Origin of the sequence: Streptomyces humi (genome assembly GCF_001005085.2) — a bacterium.
Classification (GTDB): Bacteria; Actinomycetota; Actinomycetes; order Streptomycetales; family Streptomycetaceae; genus Streptomyces; species Streptomyces humi.
In genome coordinates this window covers 96,928-114,704 of sequence record NZ_LBMU02000038.1, presented here as the reverse complement: position 1 = coordinate 114,704, position 17,777 = coordinate 96,928, and the positions used below count along the sequence as shown (strand labels likewise).

The following is a 17,777-nucleotide window of genomic DNA, read 5'->3' as shown; positions in this document are numbered from 1 at the left end:
GGCCTTATGGGCGGCATCGGAAATCGGATGGAGCCGATTCGAGTGTCGATACGTCTATACAGCAACGCCGCGCGAAGTCCGTGCGGCGACGCCGAAGTGACCGAAGTACAGGTGCAGGTGTGACGGAGGTGCAGGGCGATGGCCGGTTTCCGGAGTCTGGCGAGACAGGTGCGAGACCCGCGGTGTGATCTGGCGCTGCGGCGTTACTCGCTGCGCAAGTGCCTGGAGCGGTTCGCTCCTTACGGGCACCGCGCGACCTGGGACCATCTGTGTGCGCGGGCCGGGTTCGGTCCTGAGGACAGGTCCCCCGATCCGGTGCGTCTCGTGGGCGCGCTGGAGGAGTTGGAGGAGGCGCGGGCGGTCTGGCTCGCCTACGAGGTCGACTTCGCCTCGCGCCGCAAGAAGGAGAAGCACGACGGGCTGCGCCGCCCGGGCAGCGTGGACGACTGGCACCGGCTGACCTGGGGCGGATTCGGAGTGGCCTGGTGCGACGACCCACGGGTCCACCCCGACGAACCACTGGCCGAGGTGCTGCGACGGCTGATCGCCGCCCTGGAGCGCGAACCGGGTACGGGCTGCCCGGTGTGCGAAGGGGAGCGCCTCATCTGGAAGTACGACCTGGACCACGAGCCCTCCGCCGGTCCGGTCTGCGCGGACTGCGGGATCCTGGTGCCGCGTCCGGTACTCACCGCCGAAGCCCTGGCCTACGCCAGGCGCGGGCGGCTGCTCATGTCGGCCTGACCACGTGGGGGTGCGTCGGGGATGCCGCACCCCCCAACTGCGCGGGAGACGGTAGCAGTCGTGAAACCGCTGGTTCCACCCCTTTCCGGTACGGACAGTTGGGGGCGATGACACCCGTCTGAGGAACCGCAGGAGCACCGATGTCGACGCTGCGCGTCACCGCCGAGGTTTTGACCGTGCACGAACACCCCAACGCCGACGCGCTGGAGCTGGCCCAGGTGGGCCTGTACCGCGCGGTCGTCGCCAAGGGCGCCTACCGTACCGGCGAGGCCGCCGTGTACATCCCCGAGCAGTCCGTGCTCCCGGCCGGGCTGATCGAGGAGCTGGGGCTGACCGGGCGGTTGGCCGGCAGCGGCTCCGACCGGGTGCGGGCGGTCCGGCTGCGCGGTGAGCTGTCCCAGGGGATCGTCTGCCGGCCGAAGGCGCTGGCGGGCGTGGACCTGGCGCGCGCGGCGGCCGAGGGCACCGACTTCGCCGGGACACTGGGCATCGTCAAGTGGGTGCCGCCCGTTCCGCCGACCATGGACGGCGAGGTCGAGTCCGCGCCCGGACTGATGCCGTGGGTCGACATCGAGAACATCCAGCGCTATCCCGGCATCTTCGAGTCCGGCGAACCGGTGGTCCTCACCGAGAAGATCCACGGCTCGGCGTGCCTGCTCACCTACCTCGCCGACGAGGACCGGGTGCACGTCTCCTCCAAGGGCTTCGGCGCCAGGTCGCTGGCGCTCAAGGAGGACCCGCGCAACCTGTACTGGCGGGCCGTGCGGGCCCACGACGTCGCCGGGACGGCCGCGCGCCTCGCCGCCCGGCTGGGCGCCCGCCGTATCGGGATCTTCGGCGAGGTGTACGGCGCGGGTGTCCAGGACCTGGCGTACGGCGCCGACGGCCGGCGGGAGTCGCTCGGGTACGCCGCGTTCGACGTCTCCGCGGAGATCGACGGGGCGGTGCGGTGGCTGGACGCGGCGGAGTTCCTGGAGGGGGAACTGCCACTGGTGCCCCGGCTGTTCGAGGGGCCGTACGACATCGAGCGGGTGCTGGAGGTCGCCACCGGCCGCGAGACCGTGTCCGGGCGGGGTCTGCACCTGCGGGAGGGCGTGGTGATCCGGCCGACGGTGGAGCGGTACAGCCCGGTGACCGGGGGCCGCGCCATAGCCAAGGCGGTGAGCGGCGCGTACCTGACGCGCAAGGGCGGGACCGAGTTCGAGTAGCGGGCGCAGCCGAACTACCGCTTTCTCTCCGGCAGCAGCCTGGACCCCGCCGCGCGTTCGCCGAAGGCGTCGTGCGGGTTGGACAGCACGCACGTGTCCAGCGAAAGGCAGCCGCACCCGATGCAGTCGGTCAGGTGGTCGCGCAGCCGGTTCAGCTGCCGGATGCGTTCGTCGAGCTCCGCGCGCCAGGCCTCGGAGAGGCGGGCCCAGTCCTCCCGGGTCGGGGTGCGTTCCTCGGGGAGTTCCGACAGGGCCTCTCGGATGGTGGCCAGCGGGATGCCGACCCGCTGCGCCGCCCGCACGAAGGCCACGCGGCGAAGCGTGTCGCGGGTGTAGCGGCGCTGGTTCCCCGAGGTGCGCCGACTGCTGATGAGCCCCTTGGACTCGTAGAAGTGCAGCGCGGAGACGGCCGCGCCACTGCGCGCGGACAGCTGGCCGACGCTCAGCTCGTGGATCTCCTCGGAAATCTGCGGCATCCGGCAGAGACTACCCGCCGGGCCCGGCCGCGGTCCGTTGACAGCGGGCCCGCACCCGACCATGCTAAGCAGTTGCTTAGACAATGCAGGGGTGACCCGCGAACGCGAGAGGGCCGGCACCATGGCAGAACCGAGGATCTTCGCTTCCCCCGACGAGCTGAAGGCGGCGGTGGGCGAACAGCTGGGCTTCACCGACTGGCTGGAGGTCGACCAGAAGCGGATCGACCTGTTCGCGGACGCGACGGGCGACCACCAGTGGATCCACGTCGACCCGGAGAAGGCGGCCGCGGGGCCGTTCGGCACGACCATCGCGCACGGCTATCTGACCCTGTCGCTGCTCCCCCTCTTCGGCCCCCAGCTGATCAAGGTCGAGGGCGTCAGGATGGGCGTGAACTACGGCACCAACAAGGTCCGCTTCCCCGCCCCCGTCCCGGTCGGCTCCCGGCTGCGCGCCACCGCGACGATCACCGGCGCCGAGGAGGTCCCGGGCGGTGTCCAGGTGACCGTCGCGTTCACCGTGGAGCGCGAGGGCGGCGACAAGCCGGTCTGCGTCGCGGAGTCGGTGTCCAGGTACTACGTCTGAGCCGGGCGCCGGGCGTCCTGCTCGGCCCCCACCATCCGCAGCACGAGGTCGGCGTAGAGCGCGCCGACCTCCTCCGGGGTCCGGGGGCCGTCCACGTTGAACCACCGGGCCACGTCGATGCAGAGCGACAGCACCGCGAGGGTGGTGCCGTGGACGTCGATGACGTCGAACTCGCCGGACGCGACGCCCTCCTGGACGATCCCGCGCACCTCGGCGTCCACCTGGCGGCGGAGCGCGAGGATCTCGGCACGCGCGTCGGGGCCGAGAGCGTCCAGTTCGTACTGCACGACCCGGGCGGTGGTGCGCCGCCCGGCGTGCCAGCGGACGAAGGAGCTGACGGCGTCGGCGAGCCGCTCGGCGGCGGTGCCCTCGCGCCGGGCGGCCGTCCGCAGGATGTCCAGGGCCTTGTCGTGACCGATGCGGCTGATCCGGTGGAGCAGCTCTTCCTTGGTCTTGTAGTGGATGTAGAGCGCTGCCGGGCTCATGCCGGCCCGGCCCGCGATGTCGCGGGTGGTGGTGGCGTGGTAGCCGCGCTCGGCGAAGGCCTCCACGGCGGCGACCAGCAGTCGCCGGGCCGCGTCAGGGGTGACCTCTTCCCACGGCTCGATCTCGCCGCCGGTCGTCTCCTCCGCCGTACTCATCGCTCGCTCGCCCCTCTCGATACCGGAGCTCCACCATACCGCCGAAGCTGAGCGAGCGCTTAGTGTGCCCGCTCAGAGCTTTTCAGGCGGCTTCTCGCGCCGGTTCCCACGCCGTGCCCGGCGCCGGTTCTCGCGCAGGGCCTCGCGCCGGTTCCCACGCCGTGTCTCGCGCGGGGTCAGAGCTTCTCGAAGGGGTCGTGTTCGGCCAGCAGCTTCTCCAGCCGTGCCTGGTCGACGCGGCTGACGATCTGGCCTGCCTCCTGGCGGTCGCGGATCACCTTCGCGAGCGTGAAGGCGGAGGTGACGAGGTACAGAACGGCGATGCCGAGGAAGCCGCGCACCCAGGCGTCGGCGTGCAGCCGGAAGATGCCGATGACGGTGGCCACCATGGCGATGCCGAAGGACGCGACGGCCTGGCCGTAGAAGGCAGCCGTGCTCTGGTTTCTTACCGGTGTGTCGCTCATGGGTCGAGTCTCGGCAACAGCGGCCCGGACCACATCCGCCGTGGTACTCAGGGACGTACTCAGAACGCCGAAACGCCGGTCAGCGCCCGCCCGATGAGCAGTTTCTGGATCTGGCTGGTGCCCTCGTAGAGGGTCATCACCCGGGCGTCGCGCAGGAGTTTGCCCACCGGGTACTCGTCGATGTAGCCGTAGCCGCCGAAGACCTGGAGGGCGTTGTTGGCGGCACGCACGGCGGCCTCGGAGGCGAAGAGCTTGGCCTTGGAGGACTCGGTGGCGAACGGCAGCCCGCGGTCCACCAGATCAGCCACCCGCCAGGTCAGCAGCCGGGCCGCGTCCACGTCGACGGCGATGTCGCTGATGAGCTCCTGGACGAGCTGGTGCCCGGCGATCGGCGTGCCGAACTGCTCCCGCTCCCCCGCGTACCGCACGGCCGCGTCCAGGGCCGCCTGGGCTATGCCGACGCAGCCGGCGGCAACCGACATGCGCCCCTTGGCGAGCGCCGACATGGCGACCGAGAAGCCCTTGCCCTCCGGTCCGAGCAGCGCGGACGCCGGCACCCGGACGTCCTCCAGGACCAGCTCGGCGGTGGCCTGCCCGCGCAGACCGAGCTTGCCGTGCACGGCACGACGGGTGAGGCCCGGCGCGTCGGCCGGCACCAGGAAGGCCGAGACGCCCTTGTGGCCCGGGGCGTCGGTGGAGCGCGCGAACAGGAGCACCACGTCGGCCCAGGTGCCGTTGGTGATGAACATCTTGGCGCCGTTGAGGACGTACTCGTCGCCTTCGCGTACGGCACGGGTGGTGAGGTTGCCCGCGTCGGAGCCGGTGCCGGGCTCGGTGAGGCCGAAGCAGCCGACGTACGCGCCGGAGGTCAGCCCCGGCAGCCAGCGCCGCTTCTGCTCCTCGTCGCCCCAGGCGGCGATCGACTTGGCGACGAGCCCGAGGGAGACGGAGACAATCCCGCGGACCGAGGAGTCCCCCCGGCCCAGCTCCTCCGTCACCAGGCAGTACGACAGGTGGTCGCCGCCCGATCCGCCGTACTCCTCGTCGATCGTGAGGCCCAGGAAGCCAACCTCGCCGAGCTTCTTCACGATGTTCCGGTCGACCTCCTCGGCGCGGTCCCAGGCGATCACGTGCGGGGTGATCTCGCGCTCGACGAAGTCCCGGGCCAGCTGCCGTACGGCGGTCTGCTCCTCACCGAGCCCCAGGTTCACCATGCGTCCGCCCTTTTAATTAGCACTGCTAGTTTCTTCTTCCCGACCTACTATGTGCGCCATGGCCCGACCGCGCAAGCCCCTCCTCAGCACCGACCGGATCGTCCGGGCGGCACGGGAACTCGTGGACACGGAGGGCCTGGCGGCCCTCTCCACCCGGCGTCTCGCGGCCGAACTGGGGGTGAGCGGGCCCTCGCTCTACAACCACTTCCGCACCAAGGACGAGATCCTGGAGGCGGTCGCGGACTCGGTCAGCGCGCAGGTCGACCTGTCGATGTTCGAGAACCTCGGGCAGGACGCCGGACGGGACTGGCGGACCGCGCTGCACGACTGGGCGGTGTCGTACCGGGCCGCGCTGCGGGACCACCCGAACATCGTCCCGGTGCTGGCCCGCGGCCCCGGCCGGCGCCCGGCCGGACTGCGGCTCGCCGACGCGGTGTACGGCGCGATGGTGGACGCGGGGTGGCCGGCCGCCCAGGCGACGTCGATCGGGGCGCTGATGCGCTACTTCATCATGGGCTCGGCGCTGGGGTCCTTCGCCGGCGGGTTCGTGGACGACGCGAGCGCGTACGACCCGGCCGACTACCCGCACCTGGGACAGGCGCACCTGCTCGCGGACCAGCAGGAGAAGATCGACGAGCGGGCGTTCGAGACGGGGTTGCGGGCGCTGCTGGACGGGTTGGGCCAACAGTTCGCACGGGTGAACCACGAGCCTCCGGCCAAGGCGGCCGGAGACGATGTCGAGCACGTCAAATGAAACCGCTGGATCCAGAAGGTCCAGTGGATTCAGAAGGTCCAGTGGGTCCAGTGGGTCCAGTGGGTCCAGTGGGTCCAGTAAGGGGGAAGTGACATGGGGTACGGCTCGTTCTTGCTGTTGTGGCTCGGGCTGGTCGTCGCCGTCTCGGTGTGCGCGGGCTCGCTGGGCATGTACGCCTTCACCCGCAACCGGGTGCCCGGCGGGCTGCGCCGCCTCGTGCGCAATCCGCGCCTGTGGGGGCTGGGCCTGCTGCTCCAGGTCGCGAGCCTGCTCACCTACTCCTGGGTCCTCCTGGTCGCGGGCCTGGGCTGCACCGTCTGCGGCCACGTCCTGAAGCCCACCGGGTAGGACCGCTCAGAACACCACCAGCGCCCGGCCGCCCTTGCCCGCGAGCATGTTCCCGAAGGCGTCCGGGATGTCCTCCAGCGTGATCCGTTCCGTCACCAGCGCGCCCAGGTCCAGGCGGCCGGCCCGGACGTGCTCGGCGAGCACCGGCAGATCGCGGGCGGGGTCGGAGTTGCCGTAGACGCAGCCGGCGAGGGTGCGGCCCCAGTGGAAGAGTTCCAGGGCGTTGAACGTGACCTGTTCCGACCTGCCGCCGATGCCGACCACCGTCGTACGGCCGCCCCGGCGGGTGGACTCCCAGGCCGCGCGGATGCTGACGGCGCGGCCGGCGCACTCCACGGCGACGTCGACGCCCTGCTTGTCGGTGAGGGCGCGGATCGCGCGCGGAGTGGTGTCGGAGGCGACGACGTAGTCCGTGGCGCCCGCCGCGCGCGCGAGGCCTTCCTTCTCCTCGGAGACGTCCACCGCGACGATCCGGGACGCCCCCGCGATCCGGGCCGCCTGGACGGTGGCCAGGCCGACCCCGCCGACGCCGAACACCGCGACGGTCTCGCCCTCGCGGACCCGCGCCGAGTGGTGCACGGCTCCGTACCCGGTGAGGACCGCGCACCCGAGGAGGGCCGCGTCGGTGAGCGGGATGCCGGGCGGCAGCGGCAGCACGCAGGACTCGGCGACCACCGTCTCCTCGGCGAACGCGGCGACGTTCAGGCCGGGGTGCAGGTCGGTGCCGTCCGCCGTGCGGGCGTACACGTCGGCGGCGCCGGCCAGCGCGTCGGCGCACAGCCAGACCTCGCCGAGCGCACAGGCATGGCAACGTCCGCAGGAGGGAGCCCAGTTGAGGACGACGGGGTCGCCGGGTGCCAGCCGGGTGACACCCTCGCCCACGGCGACCACGGTGCCCGCGCCCTCGTGGCCGAGGACCGCAGGGACCGGCACCCGCATGGTGCCGTCGGAGAGGGAGAGATCGGAGTGGCAGACACCGGCGGCGGCGAGCCTGACCCGGACCCGGCCGGGGCCGGGGTCCGGGAGCTCGATCCCGGTGACCGTCAGCGGGGCGCCCACGGCGGGCAGTACGGCGGCACGGACCTGGATGGCCATCGGAGCGACCTCCTCAGAACTGAAGGGACTTGGTCTGGAGGTACTCGGCGAGACCGTGCGTGCCGAGTTCGCGGCCGACGCCCGACTGCTTGTAACCGCCGAACGGGGCGAGGGGGTTGAACCGGCCGCCGTTGATGTCGACCTGCCCGGTGTCCATGCGCCGGGCGAAGGCCACCGCCTCCGACTCGTCCCCGGCCCAGACGGCGCCCGCGAGGCCGTAGACGGTGCCGTTGGCGATCCGGAGCGCGTCCTCGGTGTCCTCGTAGCGGAGGATCGACAGCACCGGGCCGAAGATCTCCTCCTGCGCGATCGTCATCTCGGGGGTGACGTCCGCGAAGACCGTGGGGCTGACGAAGTAGCCCTTCTCGCGCGGGGACTCGGGGCCGCCCGCGACCAGCCGGGCGCCCTCCGCGACGCCCTTCTCGATGTAACCCCGCACCCGTGCCTGCTGCTTGGCGCTGACGACGGGACCGATCCGGTCGCCGTACTTGGCGGCGGCCGCGGCCGCCAGCTCGACCGCCTCCTCGTACTGGTCGGCGTGGACCAGCATCCGCGTCCAGGCGCTGCACGTCTGGCCGGAGTTGGACATCACGTTGGCCACGCCCACGTTGACCGCCCTGGCGAGGTCGGCACTCGGCAGGATGACGTTCGCGGACTTGCCGCCCAGTTCCAGCGCCACCTTCTTCACGGCCGCCCCCGCGGTGGCGCCGATCTGCCTGCCGACGGCCGTGGAGCCCGTGAAGGAGACCAGGTCGACGCCCGGGTGCTCGGCGAGCGCCTGTCCGGCGATCGGGCCGAGACCGGTGACCAGGTTGAACACGCCCGCCGGCACACCCGCCTCGTGCACCGCCTCCGCGAACAGCTGGGCGGTCAGCGGGGTGTCCTCGGCGGGCTTGAGGACCACCGTGCAGCCGGCGGCGAGCGCCGGCGCGACCTTGGCGACGATCTGGTGCAACGGGTAGTTCCAGGGCGTGATCGCGCCGACCACGCCCACCGGCTCCTGGTGGACGGTCGAGTTGCCGACCTTCTCCTCGAAGGGATGCGCGGCCGCCAGCTCGGCGTAGGATCCCGCGACCGCGATCGGCATGCCCACGTGCACGGCCTGGGAGAACTTCAGCGGTGCGCCCAGCTCCGTGCCGACGGTCTCGGCGATCTCGTCCTTGCGGGCCGTCAGGACGTCCCGCAGCGCGCCGAGCCGGGCGGCGCGCTCGGCGGGCGGGGTGGCGGCCCAACCAGGCAGGGCGGCACGGGCGGCGCGTACCGCGGTGTCGACGTCGAGCGCGCCGCCCGCCGGGACCCGGCCGACGACCTGTTCGTCGACCGGGTTCACGACCTCGATCACGTCCCGGCTCTCGGCGGGGCGCCAGGCGCCCTCGATGTACAGGCCGTCGTGTGCCTTCATGCTGCTTCCTCCCGGCGGGGCTGGGTCTCCGGCTCACAAACTAGCGGCGATAGTTTTACCGCGCCAGACATGGCCGCCGGCATCGGCGGCCGCCCGGTCAGAAGTCGACCCGGGCCCGGGCGTCCACCCTTCCCACGCTCTCCTGCGCGAAGGCCTTCTCGTAGGCCCGCCGGATCTCCTCGATCTTCCGGTCGCCGCCCTTCGCCGCCGACTCGGGATACAACAGGATCAGCTCGTAGGACCGCTCCTTCTCGATGGTCCCGTGCGCGTCCCGCCACTGCCCGCGCCCGGTCTGCACGGTGAGGCCGTCGGGGAAGTCCGGGGTGACCTCCCTGTCCACGAAGGCGGTGAACTGCCGGTCGGTGACGGCGGATCCGCCGTCGGGGCGGGCGGTGCCGAAGAACAGCCGGGTCTCGAGGTAGGGCTTGCCGCGGGCGGGCGCCGCGGCGGGCGTGTCCGCGGCGAACGCGGTGTACGCGGTCGGGGCACCGGCGAGCAGCAGACCGGCCACCGCGAGGGCCGACCGGTTACGGAGAGATTGTGGGCGCATGCCCCTTTCCTATGGTTTCCGTGCCGTCGCGGTGCCGGATTCCCGCCGGGTTCACTCGTCCAGGTCCGGCAGCCGGGCCGGGGACGGGCAGATCCGTTCGCCGTGCTGGTCGAAGACGAACAGATGGGCGAGGTCGACGAGGAGCGGGACCTGCATGCCGTGCCGGAGCTGGATGTCGGGCGTGGTGCGGACGACCAGGTCCCCGGGCAGCCGCCCCTCCGGCGGCGCGGGCTCGGGCCCCGTGTCCGCCGGATGCTCCAGTACGACGACCGGTCCCGCCCGCTTCGAACTCGCCCGGTCCCGCAGCCGGTCCAGCACGGTCGCCCCGTCCCGTCGCCGGCGGCGCGGCGGCCGGCCGGTCGGGCGCGGGGCCTCCAGGTCCGGTACGACGGCGGGCCGGGAACCGGTGTCGAAGTGGACGAGCACCTCGTGGCCCTGGAACTCGACATGCTCCACCAGCCCGGTGAGCGGCACCTCGCCCGGCCGCGCGGTGGCGTGCCTGGCGATCCGCACCGCCTCCGAACGCAGCCCGACGATCACCTCCCGGCCCTGTTGCACGCGCAGCAACCGGTGGTCCAGGGAAAGGGGTTCGGGCAGCCGCAGGGCCTGCTTGCCGAGGCTGACGGTCATGGCGCCGTCGAGCGGGGCACGGACCACACCACGCAGGAGGTTGATGCGCGGGGTGCCGATGAAGGCGGCGACGAAGACGTTGCGGGGCAGCGCGTAGACCGCGCGCGGGGTGTCGACCTGCTGGAGGACCCCGCCGCGCAGCACGGCGACCCGGTCGCCGAGCGACATCGCCTCGGTCTGGTCGTGGGTGACGTAGACCGTGGTCACGCCCAGTTCCCGGGTCAGCCGCGAGATCTCGGCACGCAGGTGGTTGCGGAGCTTGGCGTCCAGGTTGGACAGCGGCTCGTCCATCAGGAAGACCGAGGGGTGCCGGGCGATCGCCCGTCCCATCGCCACCCGTTGGCGTTCGCCGCCGGAGAGCTGGCTCGGGAAGCGGTCGAGGAGGTCCTCGATGCCCAGCATGCGGGCGGTGGCGTCGACCCGGGGGCGCGGATCCGTGCCGGGGGCCTCGATGCGCAGCGGGAAGCCGATGTTGTCGCGGCTGGTCATGCTCGGGTAGAGGGCGAAGCTCTGGAACACCATCGCGATGTTCCGGTCGGCCGGCAGCAGATCGTTGGCGTACTCGCCGTCGAGGCGTAACTCGCCCTCGTCGGCCTCCTCCAGGCCGGCGATCATGCGCAGCACGGTCGACTTGCCGCAGCCGGACGGCCCGAGCAGCACGAGGAACTCGCCGGGGTCGATGTCGAGGGAGAGCCGGTCCACCACGCGGACACCGCGCGCGAAGGCCTTGCTCACGTTGTGCAGAGAGATGGCGCGTGTCATGCCGCAGCTCCGTGTCCGAGGGCCGCGTGCGGGTCGTACGGGCCTGTGGGTCACGGAAGTTAACGGAATGTGCCGGGCCGGGGAAGACATTCCGCGGCATCGGTGACCAGGGCGCAGGCAGCGGGAAAAACGGACGATCGCATTCGGCGGGGCGGGGGCGCGAGGACGGCCAACCGGCACGGAGGGCGGCCGCGGCCGAGCGGTGCGCAGGGCGGCCGCGGCCGGGCGGTGCGGAGGGCGCCCTCAGCCGGGCAGTGCGGAGGGCGCCCGCGGCCGAGCGGTGCGGAGGGCGCCCGCGGCCGGACGGTGCGGACGACGGGCCGCACCACGCGGCCACCGCGCCTCGGCCACCCCGTCTCGGTCAGTCCGTTTCGGTCAGGTGGGCGAAGACCACCACGTTGCTGGTGTAGCCCGTCCGCCGGCTGAAGAGTCCGCCGCAGGTGATCACGCGGAGTTCGGGACGCCGGGTCGGTCCGTACACCTCCTTGTCGGGGAAGCCGGCCTTGTCGTAGACCTTCACCCGGTCCACGGTGTAGACGGCGGTACGGCCGTCCACGCGCTTGGCCTCGATCCGCTTACCCGGCTTCACCTGGGCGAGCGCCGCGAAGACGGCGGGTCCCGTCCTGGTGTCACGGTGGCCGACGGCGACCGCGAGGCCGGACTCGCCCGGAGTCGCGCCGCCCTGGTACCAGCCGATCAGCTTCGGCTCGTCGACCGGCGGGGTCTCCAACTGCCGCCCCCGGTCGAGCCGGACGCCGACGACCGGCGCGTCGACACCCAGGGAGGGAATGCGCACCGACGTCGGCCGGGACCGGGAGAGCGGGCGGGGCGGGGGCAACGGCCGGGCGGCGGCACGGGTCCCGTCGGACCCGTCCCGCCCCCCGCCGGCCACGGCGTCCGGGCCACCGGGCCCGTCGTCGTGCCCCCCGCACCGGACCAGCGCCACCAGGACGATCGCCAGCAGGGTCGTTCTGGCGAGGCGGTAGGCGCGGGTCCGGTGCCAGGGCCTGCGTCCGCGTCTACGCGGCGCCATGGGGCCGACGGCGGATCAGCCGGATGTACACCACACCGCTGGCCGCGACCAGCCCCACGGCCGCCGCCGCGGCCACGGGCGAGAACGCCGCCGCGGTGTCGACGAGGCCGCCGCCGCCCGCGTGCACGCCACCCTGCGGGCCGTCGTGGTCGTCACCCTTCCCCCAGCTGCTGTCGCCGTGCTGGTTGTCCTCGATCTGGCCGTTCTGGCCCTGCTGGCCGTTCTGGCCGTTCTGGCCGTTCGGGCCCTGCGCCCCGTCCGGCTTGCCGTCATGGCAGTTGAGCCGGAAGACCTTCTCCTTCAACGCGCCCGCCACGACCCAGGTGAGCTTGTACTGTCCGTCCGCCAGGCCGAGCGGATCGGTGTGGCCGGCGCCTCCGGCGAGCTGGATGGTGCCGGCGACGGTGGCGGCGGTGGGCAGCGGTGGCTGCGGGGTGATGGTGTAGGCGATGGCGGGCAGCACGTCGAAGTTGACGGCGTCGAGGTAGAACCGGCAGACCACCGGGTCGTCCTTCGAGACGCCGAAGGGCACGCCCACCCGGTGGATCCTGATGTCGCCGTTCTCCCCTTGGGCCACCGCGTTCGGTGCCGCCACCCACGACGCGCCCGCCGCGGCGAGGGCGGTGAGGACGACGGTGGCGCCCGCACGGGAACCGGCGGAGCGTGGAAGTGTGAGGGTCGGCATGCAAGCTCCTCCAAGTTAGACGATTTTCATACAAATCGGCCTTTCGCCTGGACTATCACTCACCCACTCCATGACCCACGGCATCGGCGCCCGACACGCCGTCAGATATCGCCCGGGCGGCGCAACACCGAGCCCCTGCGGCTCGTCCGGGGCACCGGCGGAGCGCCCCCGGACCGCTCCGCCGCCCCCGGCGAGCGCACCGCCACCCCCGCCGACAACAGCAGGGACGCCCCCAGCATCACGAACGGCGCGGCCACCCCCGCCACCCCCGCCACCAGCCCCGCCGCGGCCGGCGCCGCCACCTGGCCCAGCCGGTTCCCGGTCAGCCGCAGGGCGAGCGCCGTGGACCGGGCGCCGTCGGGCGCGGCCTGGACGACCGTCGTCATCGACAACGGCTGCCCCACCCCGAGGCAGAACCCGAGCGCGCCGAGCATCAGTCCGAGCACCCAGAGCGGCACCGGCAGCGCGATCCCCGCGCACAGCAGGGCCGCCAGGAAGCAGGTCACGGTCAGCAGCACGGGCCGGCCCAGCAGCCTCAGCAACGGTGTGAGGACCAGCCGGCACGCGATGGTCGCCCCGGCCCGCACGCTCAGCAGCACGCCGATCACCGCCGGCGAGATCCCCCGGTGCTCGCCGACCACCGGCAGGTACGCCGTGAGGATGTCGGTCGCGGACAGCACCGAGAGACTGATCAGCATGCCCGCAGGCACGCCCCGGGCGCGCAGGATGCGGCCGACCGCCACGGGCTCGCCGTGCCCGGTCCGGGACGTGACCGCCGTACGGTCCTCGACGCGCCACAGCGACGTGAGGGCGACGGCCGCCCCCGCGCCCGCCACCACGAGCGCGAGCGCGCTGCTGCCCGCCATGTCGGGCCCACCGATCAGCGCACCGGCGGCGACCGGTCCGATCAGCTGGCCCAGCGACGCCCCGATGGTGAAGTGGCCGAAGTTGCGGTCCTGTTCGTGCGGGGCCGACTGGCGGGCCACCAGCGACTGGGCGCCGATCACGAAGCAGAGGTGGCCGAGGCCCATCACCCCGCTCCACAGCGCCATCGTCCACAGCGAGTTCGCCAGTCCGCTGAGCGCGCAGCCGCCGGATATCAGCACCACGCCGACCGGCAGCAGGGGTGCGCAGCGGCCGTGGTCGGTGCGGCGGCCCAGGGGTACGGCGGCGAACAGCGGGAGCAGGGCGTAGACACCCGCGATGACCCCGATCGCCCGTTCGTCGGCGCCCAGCGCGAGCGCGCGGTAGGAGACGGCGGGCCGGGCCATCGACACCGCCCCCTGCGCGAAGCCGAAGGCGATGACGAGCCGGAGCAGCCAGCCGCGGTTCCTGCCGGGCGTCATGGTCAAGTCCTCCCGCGCACTGGTCGGTCGATTCGGTCGGGCGGCTCAGATGATCCCGAACAGGATCCCTGCCCCGAGCACCACCAGGGATGTCAGGGCGGCCCACTTCACGACGAAGCGGGTGTGGTCGCCGAACTCGACCTTGGCCATGCCGACCAGGACGTAGACGGCGGGGACCAGCGGGCTGGACATGTGCAGCGGCTGGCCGACGATGGAGGCCCGGGCGATCTCCACGGTGGAGACGCCGTGCGCCTGGCCGGCCTCGGCGAGGACCGGGAGGATGCCGAAGTAGAAGCCGTCGTTCGACATGAAGTACGTGAGCGGGATGCTCAGCACGCCGGTGACGAGGGCCATGTGCGGGCCCATGCCGTCGGGGATGTTGCCGACCAGCCACTCGGCCATGTGGTCGACCATGCCGGTGCCCTGGAGGACGCCGGTGAAGACCGCGGCGGCGAAGACCATGCCCGAGACGTTGAGGACGTTCTCGGCGTGCGCTGCGAGCCGGGCCCGCTGGGCGGGCATCTGCGGGAAGTTGACGGTCAGCGCCAGGGCCGCGCCGAGCAGGAACAGCACCGGGATCGGCAGCCACTCCATGATCATGGCCGTGAGCAGGGTGACGGTGAGCGCCGCGTTGAACCAGTAGAGCCTGGGACGCAGGGTCTCGCGGTGCGGGTCGAGGCCCTGGAAGGTCTCGTCCTCCGCGGGCCGTCCCGCATCGGCGCCGGGCCCCGAACCGCCCGTGCGCGACGGGGACTTCCCGGTCCCGGAACCCGCGCCGACCAGCACCGTCTCGGTCTCCCGCTCCGCCACCAGCGCCTCGTCCAGGGTCAGCACGCCGAGCCGCCCGCGCTCACGGCGGCCGAGGACGTAGGCGAGGGCGATCACGAAGAGCAGGCCGGCGGCGAGCGCCGGGATCATCGGCACGAAGATGTCACTCGCGTCCAGCTTCAGCGCGGTCGCCGCGCGGGCGGTCGGACCGCCCCAGGGCAGGGTGTTCATCACGCCGTTGGCCATCGCGGCGACACCGGTCATCACGACCAGGCTCATCTTCAGGCGCTTGTACAGCGGGTACATCGCCGACACGGTGATCATGAAGGTGGTGGAGCCGTCGCCGTCGAGGGAGACGATCGCGGCGAGCAGGGCCGTGCCGACGACGATCCGCAGCGGGTCGGCCTTGCAGAACCTCAGGATCCCCTTGACGACCGGGTCGAAGAGGCCGACGTCGATCATCACACCGAAGTAGACGATCGCGAACATGAGCATCGCCGCGGTGGGGGCGAGGCTCGTGACGCCGTCGATGACGTAGTCGCCGAGCTTGGCGCCCTTGCCGACGAACACGCAGAACAGCGCGGGGATCAGCACGAGCGCCGCGATCGGCGACATCTTCTTCAGCATGATCAGGACCAGGAAGGTCGCGATCATGGCGAAGCCGAGGATGGTCAGCATGAGTGGAACACCTAACGTTCGCCCTTGAACTCCCACCAGGGCCGGCGGTGCGACGACGTTAGGTCGCGTCGAACGTCGTTAACAAGACGTTGACACGCGAGCAATAAGCGCAGAACTCCAGGTCACAGCGTTGCGGTCACCTCGATGGGGATGCCGTTGAGGACCGCGTTGCCGGACAGCGGGTCGAGCAGGGTGCCGTCGAGGAGCTGGTTGACGTTGACCCCGGGGGCGGTCGCGGCGTGGCTGAGCCGGGTGCCGGGGCGGTCGTGGCCCCAGCCGTGCGGGAGGCTGACGACACCGCGCCGGACGCCGTCGGTGACCTCGGCGGGGGCGACCACCTCTCCCCCGGCGCCCTTGACGCGTACGTCCGCCCCGTCGCGCACCCCGAGCCGTTCGGCGTCCTCGGGGTGGATGTGCAGGGTGCAGCGGTTGGAACCGCCGGTGAGGGCGGGCACGTTGTGCATCCAGCTGTTGTTGGAGCGCAGGTGCCGGCGGCCGACCAGGACGAGCCCGTCGGGCCGGTCACCGAGGGCCGCGCGCAGCCGGGGCAGGTCGCCGGCGATCGGCCCCGGCAGCAGCTCGACCTTGCCGCTGCGGGTCTTCAGCGGCTGCGGGAGACGGGAGGTGAGCGGACCCAGGTCGATGCCGTGCGGGTGGGCGAGCAGCCGCTCCAGGGTGAGGCCGTCGGGCCGGGCGCCGAAGCCGTCGCCGTACGGGCCGAGGCGGAGCATCATGTCGAGCCGGCGCTCGGGGCCGGTGTCGCCGGTCAGCAGGGCGGCGAGCTCCCCCGGGTCGCGGCCGTGCGCGGGCGAATGGGCCTCGGTGACCGCCTTCCCGAGGGTCTGGCCGATGACCATGTCGTCGACGGCGGACGGTTCGGCGCCGTGCATGCCGCCGGCCGCCAGGACCAGCCGGGCCAGGATCTCGCTCTCCGCCATCCGGCCGGGCTCCAGCGGGACGGCGGGCGGGCTGTAGCGGACCTGGTTGCGGACGGCGAGGGTGTTGAAGGCGAAGTCGTGGTGCGGGCTCTGGGAGGGCGGCGGCGGGGGCAGTACGACGTCGGCGTGGCGCGCGGTCTCGTTGAGGTACGGGTCGACGCTGACCATGAAGTCGAGGGAGTCCAGGGCCTTGTCGAGGCGGCTGCCGTCGGGTGCGGAGAGCACCGGGTTGGTGGCGACGGCGATCAGCGCCCGGATCGGTTCGCCGTCGGCCGTCGCGGTGTCGATCTCCTCGGCGAGCGCGGAGAGCGGCAGTTCGCCCTTGGCCTCCGGGTGGCCGCTGACCCGGGAGCGCCAGCGGCCGAGCGCGAAGCCGCGGCCGGGACCTGCGGGGCGCGGGGTCCGGTCGGTGGCGGCCTGCGGGAAGAGAGCGCCGCCCGGGCGGTCGAGGTTGCCGGTGAGGATGTTGAGGACGTCCACCAGCCAGCTGGCGAGGGTGCCGTGCGGGACGGTGCAGCTGCCGATCCGGCCGTACACGGCGGCGGTGGGGGCGGCGGCGAGTTCGCGGGCGAGGACACGGATCGTGCCGGCGTCGACGTCGGTCGCGTGGGCGACCGCGTCCGGGGTGAAGTCGCCCAGCTCGGCGCGGAGTCCGGCGAGTCCTTCGACGTGCGGGGCGAGGTCGCCGAGGTCCACCAGGTCCTCCTCGAAGAGGACCTGGGCCATCGCGGCCAGCAACAGGGCGTCGGTACCGGGCCGGACGGCGATGTGCCGGTCCGCGAGGCGCGCGGTGCGGGTGCGGCGCGGGTCGATGACGGTGAGGGTGCCGCCGCGGGCCTTCAGCGCCCTGAGCTTGCCGGGGAAGTCGGGGGCGGTGCACAGACTCCCGTTGGACTCCAGAGGGTTGGCGCCGATCAGGAGGAGGTGGTCGGTGTGGTCCAGGTCGGGCACCGGTATCGCGTTCGCGTCGCCGAAGAGCAGGCCGCTGGAGACGTGCTTGGGCATCTGGTCGACCGTGGACGCGGTGAAGACGCTGCGGGTGCCGAGGGCGCCGATCAGCACCTGCGGGTAGAGGCCGCCGGCCACGGTGTGGACGTTGGGGTTGCCGAGGACGACGCCGACGGAGTGGGCGCCGTACCGCTCGACGACCGGCCGGATCCCGGCGGCGACCGCGTCGAAGGCCTCCGCCCAGGTGGCCTCGCGCAACTCGCCGTCCCTGCGGACGAGTGGGGTGCGCAGCCGGTCGGGGTCGGCTTCGACGGCCCCGAAGGAGGCGCCCTTCGGGCAGATGAACCCCTTGCTGAAGACGTCGTCGCGGTCACCGCGGGCTCCGGTGACGCGGGTGCCCTCGATGGTGAGGGTCAGCCCGCAGGTCGCCTCGCAGAGGGGGCAGATACGCAGGGCGGTGCGGGGCATGCGGGCCTCCGGAGGGGTGCGGCGACGGGGGGCGGCCGGACTCGG

General features: G+C 72.5%; 18 protein-coding genes. 5 read left to right on the top strand and 13 right to left on the bottom strand.

What is annotated here, in order from left to right:
- Positions 1-138 precede the first annotated feature (138 nt).
- Together AAW13_RS17595 and AAW13_RS17590 are read left to right on the top strand one after the other, a co-directional pair.
- Complete coding sequence (locus tag AAW13_RS17595; protein ID WP_046732827.1) at positions 139-741, top strand: hypothetical protein; 603 nt, start codon at positions 139-141, stop codon at positions 739-741.
- 140 nt (positions 742-881) lie between these two features.
- Positions 882-1,949 carry an RNA ligase (ATP) gene (locus AAW13_RS17590; protein ID WP_071659581.1) on the top strand — a complete coding sequence of 356 codons (1,068 nt, stop codon included), beginning with the start codon at positions 882-884 and terminating at the stop codon, positions 1,947-1,949.
- A gap of 14 nt (positions 1,950-1,963) precedes the next feature.
- Here AAW13_RS17590 and soxR read toward each other — a convergent pair whose 3' ends face one another.
- Complete coding sequence (gene soxR, locus AAW13_RS17585) at positions 1,964-2,425, bottom strand: redox-sensitive transcriptional activator SoxR (RefSeq protein ID WP_046733498.1); 462 nt, start codon at positions 2,423-2,425, stop codon at positions 1,964-1,966.
- A 121-nt stretch (positions 2,426-2,546) separates the two neighbouring features.
- Between soxR and AAW13_RS17580 the strand changes: the two genes are divergently transcribed.
- Entirely contained in the window at positions 2,547-3,008 is a 462-nt protein-coding gene (locus tag AAW13_RS17580; RefSeq protein ID WP_046733523.1) for a MaoC family dehydratase, read from the top strand.
- On the opposite strand, the gene AAW13_RS17575 is transcribed toward AAW13_RS17580, so the two are convergent.
- From AAW13_RS17575 to AAW13_RS17565, 3 genes are all read right to left on the bottom strand, one after another.
- Positions 2,999-3,649: a TetR/AcrR family transcriptional regulator gene (locus tag AAW13_RS17575; protein WP_046733499.1), complete on the bottom strand. Its 651-nt coding sequence runs from the start codon at positions 3,647-3,649 to the stop codon at positions 2,999-3,001. The genes AAW13_RS17580 and AAW13_RS17575 overlap by 10 nt on opposite strands.
- Before the next feature lie 176 nt (positions 3,650-3,825).
- On the bottom strand, positions 3,826-4,113 hold the full coding sequence (locus AAW13_RS17570; protein WP_046733500.1) for a YiaA/YiaB family inner membrane protein: 288 nt from the start codon (positions 4,111-4,113) through the stop codon (positions 3,826-3,828).
- A gap of 59 nt (positions 4,114-4,172) precedes the next feature.
- Entirely contained in the window at positions 4,173-5,324 is a 1,152-nt protein-coding gene (locus AAW13_RS17565; RefSeq protein ID WP_046733524.1) for an acyl-CoA dehydrogenase family protein, read from the bottom strand.
- 61 nt (positions 5,325-5,385) lie between these two features.
- On the opposite strand from AAW13_RS17565, the gene AAW13_RS17560 reads away from it, so the two are divergent.
- Positions 5,386-6,081, top strand: coding sequence for a TetR/AcrR family transcriptional regulator (locus tag AAW13_RS17560; protein WP_046733501.1), 696 nt, complete (start codon positions 5,386-5,388; stop codon positions 6,079-6,081).
- 93 nt (positions 6,082-6,174) lie between these two features.
- Positions 6,175-6,429, top strand: coding sequence for a hypothetical protein (locus AAW13_RS17555; protein ID WP_046733502.1), 255 nt, complete (start codon positions 6,175-6,177; stop codon positions 6,427-6,429).
- Positions 6,430-6,435: 6 nt separating this feature from the next.
- Here AAW13_RS17555 and AAW13_RS17550 read toward each other — a convergent pair whose 3' ends face one another.
- From AAW13_RS17550 to AAW13_RS17510, 9 genes are all read right to left on the bottom strand, one after another.
- The gene (locus AAW13_RS17550; RefSeq protein WP_046733503.1) at positions 6,436-7,524 is read right to left on the bottom strand and encodes a Zn-dependent alcohol dehydrogenase; all 1,089 of its coding nucleotides are present in this window, start codon (positions 7,522-7,524) and stop codon (positions 6,436-6,438) included.
- 13 nt (positions 7,525-7,537) lie between these two features.
- Positions 7,538-8,926: an aldehyde dehydrogenase family protein gene (locus AAW13_RS17545; protein ID WP_046733504.1), complete on the bottom strand. Its 1,389-nt coding sequence runs from the start codon at positions 8,924-8,926 to the stop codon at positions 7,538-7,540.
- A 97-nt stretch (positions 8,927-9,023) separates the two neighbouring features.
- A complete protein-coding gene (locus AAW13_RS17540) occupies positions 9,024-9,476 on the bottom strand; it encodes a DUF3574 domain-containing protein (protein ID WP_046733505.1) in 453 nt (150 codons plus the stop codon).
- 51 nt (positions 9,477-9,527) lie between these two features.
- On the bottom strand, positions 9,528-10,868 hold the full coding sequence (locus AAW13_RS17535; RefSeq protein ID WP_046733506.1) for an ABC transporter ATP-binding protein: 1,341 nt from the start codon (positions 10,866-10,868) through the stop codon (positions 9,528-9,530).
- A 361-nt stretch (positions 10,869-11,229) separates the two neighbouring features.
- Positions 11,230-11,901, bottom strand: a complete 672-nt coding sequence (locus tag AAW13_RS17530) for a class F sortase (RefSeq protein ID WP_046733507.1) — start codon at positions 11,899-11,901, stop codon at positions 11,230-11,232.
- The gene (locus AAW13_RS17525) at positions 11,888-12,586 is read right to left on the bottom strand and encodes a hypothetical protein (protein ID WP_046733508.1); all 699 of its coding nucleotides are present in this window, start codon (positions 12,584-12,586) and stop codon (positions 11,888-11,890) included. The genes AAW13_RS17530 and AAW13_RS17525 overlap by 14 nt, the downstream gene beginning before the upstream one ends.
- Positions 12,587-12,687: 101 nt before the next feature.
- Positions 12,688-13,932, bottom strand: a complete 1,245-nt coding sequence (locus AAW13_RS17520; protein WP_071659580.1) for an MFS transporter — start codon at positions 13,930-13,932, stop codon at positions 12,688-12,690.
- Positions 13,933-13,977: 45 nt separating this feature from the next.
- The gene (locus tag AAW13_RS17515; protein ID WP_338059049.1) at positions 13,978-15,414 is read right to left on the bottom strand and encodes a CitMHS family transporter; all 1,437 of its coding nucleotides are present in this window, start codon (positions 15,412-15,414) and stop codon (positions 13,978-13,980) included.
- Positions 15,415-15,500: 86 nt separating this feature from the next.
- A complete protein-coding gene (locus tag AAW13_RS17510; RefSeq protein WP_046733511.1) occupies positions 15,501-17,732 on the bottom strand; it encodes a molybdopterin oxidoreductase family protein in 2,232 nt (743 codons plus the stop codon).
- Between the last annotated feature and the right edge of the window lie 45 nt (positions 17,733-17,777).

What these genes read in the sequence shown, in the direction of transcription:
- soxR (WP_046733498.1), bottom strand. Translation starts at nt 2,425, where the DNA reads ATGCCGCAGATTTCCGAGGAGATCCACGAGCTGAGCGTCGGCCAGCTG.
- AAW13_RS17560 (WP_046733501.1), top strand. Translation starts at nt 5,386, where the DNA reads ATGGCCCGACCGCGCAAGCCCCTCCTCAGCACCGACCGGATCGTCCGG.
- AAW13_RS17520 (WP_071659580.1), bottom strand. Translation starts at nt 13,932, where the DNA reads ATGACGCCCGGCAGGAACCGCGGCTGGCTGCTCCGGCTCGTCATCGCC.
- AAW13_RS17540 (WP_046733505.1), bottom strand. Translation starts at nt 9,476, where the DNA reads ATGCGCCCACAATCTCTCCGTAACCGGTCGGCCCTCGCGGTGGCCGGT.
- AAW13_RS17530 (WP_046733507.1), bottom strand. Translation starts at nt 11,901, where the DNA reads ATGGCGCCGCGTAGACGCGGACGCAGGCCCTGGCACCGGACCCGCGCC.
- AAW13_RS17580 (WP_046733523.1), top strand. Translation starts at nt 2,547, where the DNA reads ATGGCAGAACCGAGGATCTTCGCTTCCCCCGACGAGCTGAAGGCGGCG.
- AAW13_RS17545 (WP_046733504.1), bottom strand. Translation starts at nt 8,926, where the DNA reads ATGAAGGCACACGACGGCCTGTACATCGAGGGCGCCTGGCGCCCCGCC.
- AAW13_RS17525 (WP_046733508.1), bottom strand. Translation starts at nt 12,586, where the DNA reads ATGCCGACCCTCACACTTCCACGCTCCGCCGGTTCCCGTGCGGGCGCC.
- AAW13_RS17510 (WP_046733511.1), bottom strand. Translation starts at nt 17,732, where the DNA reads ATGCCCCGCACCGCCCTGCGTATCTGCCCCCTCTGCGAGGCGACCTGC.
- AAW13_RS17550 (WP_046733503.1), bottom strand. Translation starts at nt 7,524, where the DNA reads ATGGCCATCCAGGTCCGTGCCGCCGTACTGCCCGCCGTGGGCGCCCCG.
- AAW13_RS17575 (WP_046733499.1), bottom strand. Translation starts at nt 3,649, where the DNA reads ATGAGTACGGCGGAGGAGACGACCGGCGGCGAGATCGAGCCGTGGGAA.
- AAW13_RS17535 (WP_046733506.1), bottom strand. Translation starts at nt 10,868, where the DNA reads ATGACACGCGCCATCTCTCTGCACAACGTGAGCAAGGCCTTCGCGCGC.
- AAW13_RS17555 (WP_046733502.1), top strand. Translation starts at nt 6,175, where the DNA reads ATGGGGTACGGCTCGTTCTTGCTGTTGTGGCTCGGGCTGGTCGTCGCC.
- AAW13_RS17590 (WP_071659581.1), top strand. Translation starts at nt 882, where the DNA reads ATGTCGACGCTGCGCGTCACCGCCGAGGTTTTGACCGTGCACGAACAC.
- AAW13_RS17570 (WP_046733500.1), bottom strand. Translation starts at nt 4,113, where the DNA reads ATGAGCGACACACCGGTAAGAAACCAGAGCACGGCTGCCTTCTACGGC.
- AAW13_RS17595 (WP_046732827.1), top strand. Translation starts at nt 139, where the DNA reads ATGGCCGGTTTCCGGAGTCTGGCGAGACAGGTGCGAGACCCGCGGTGT.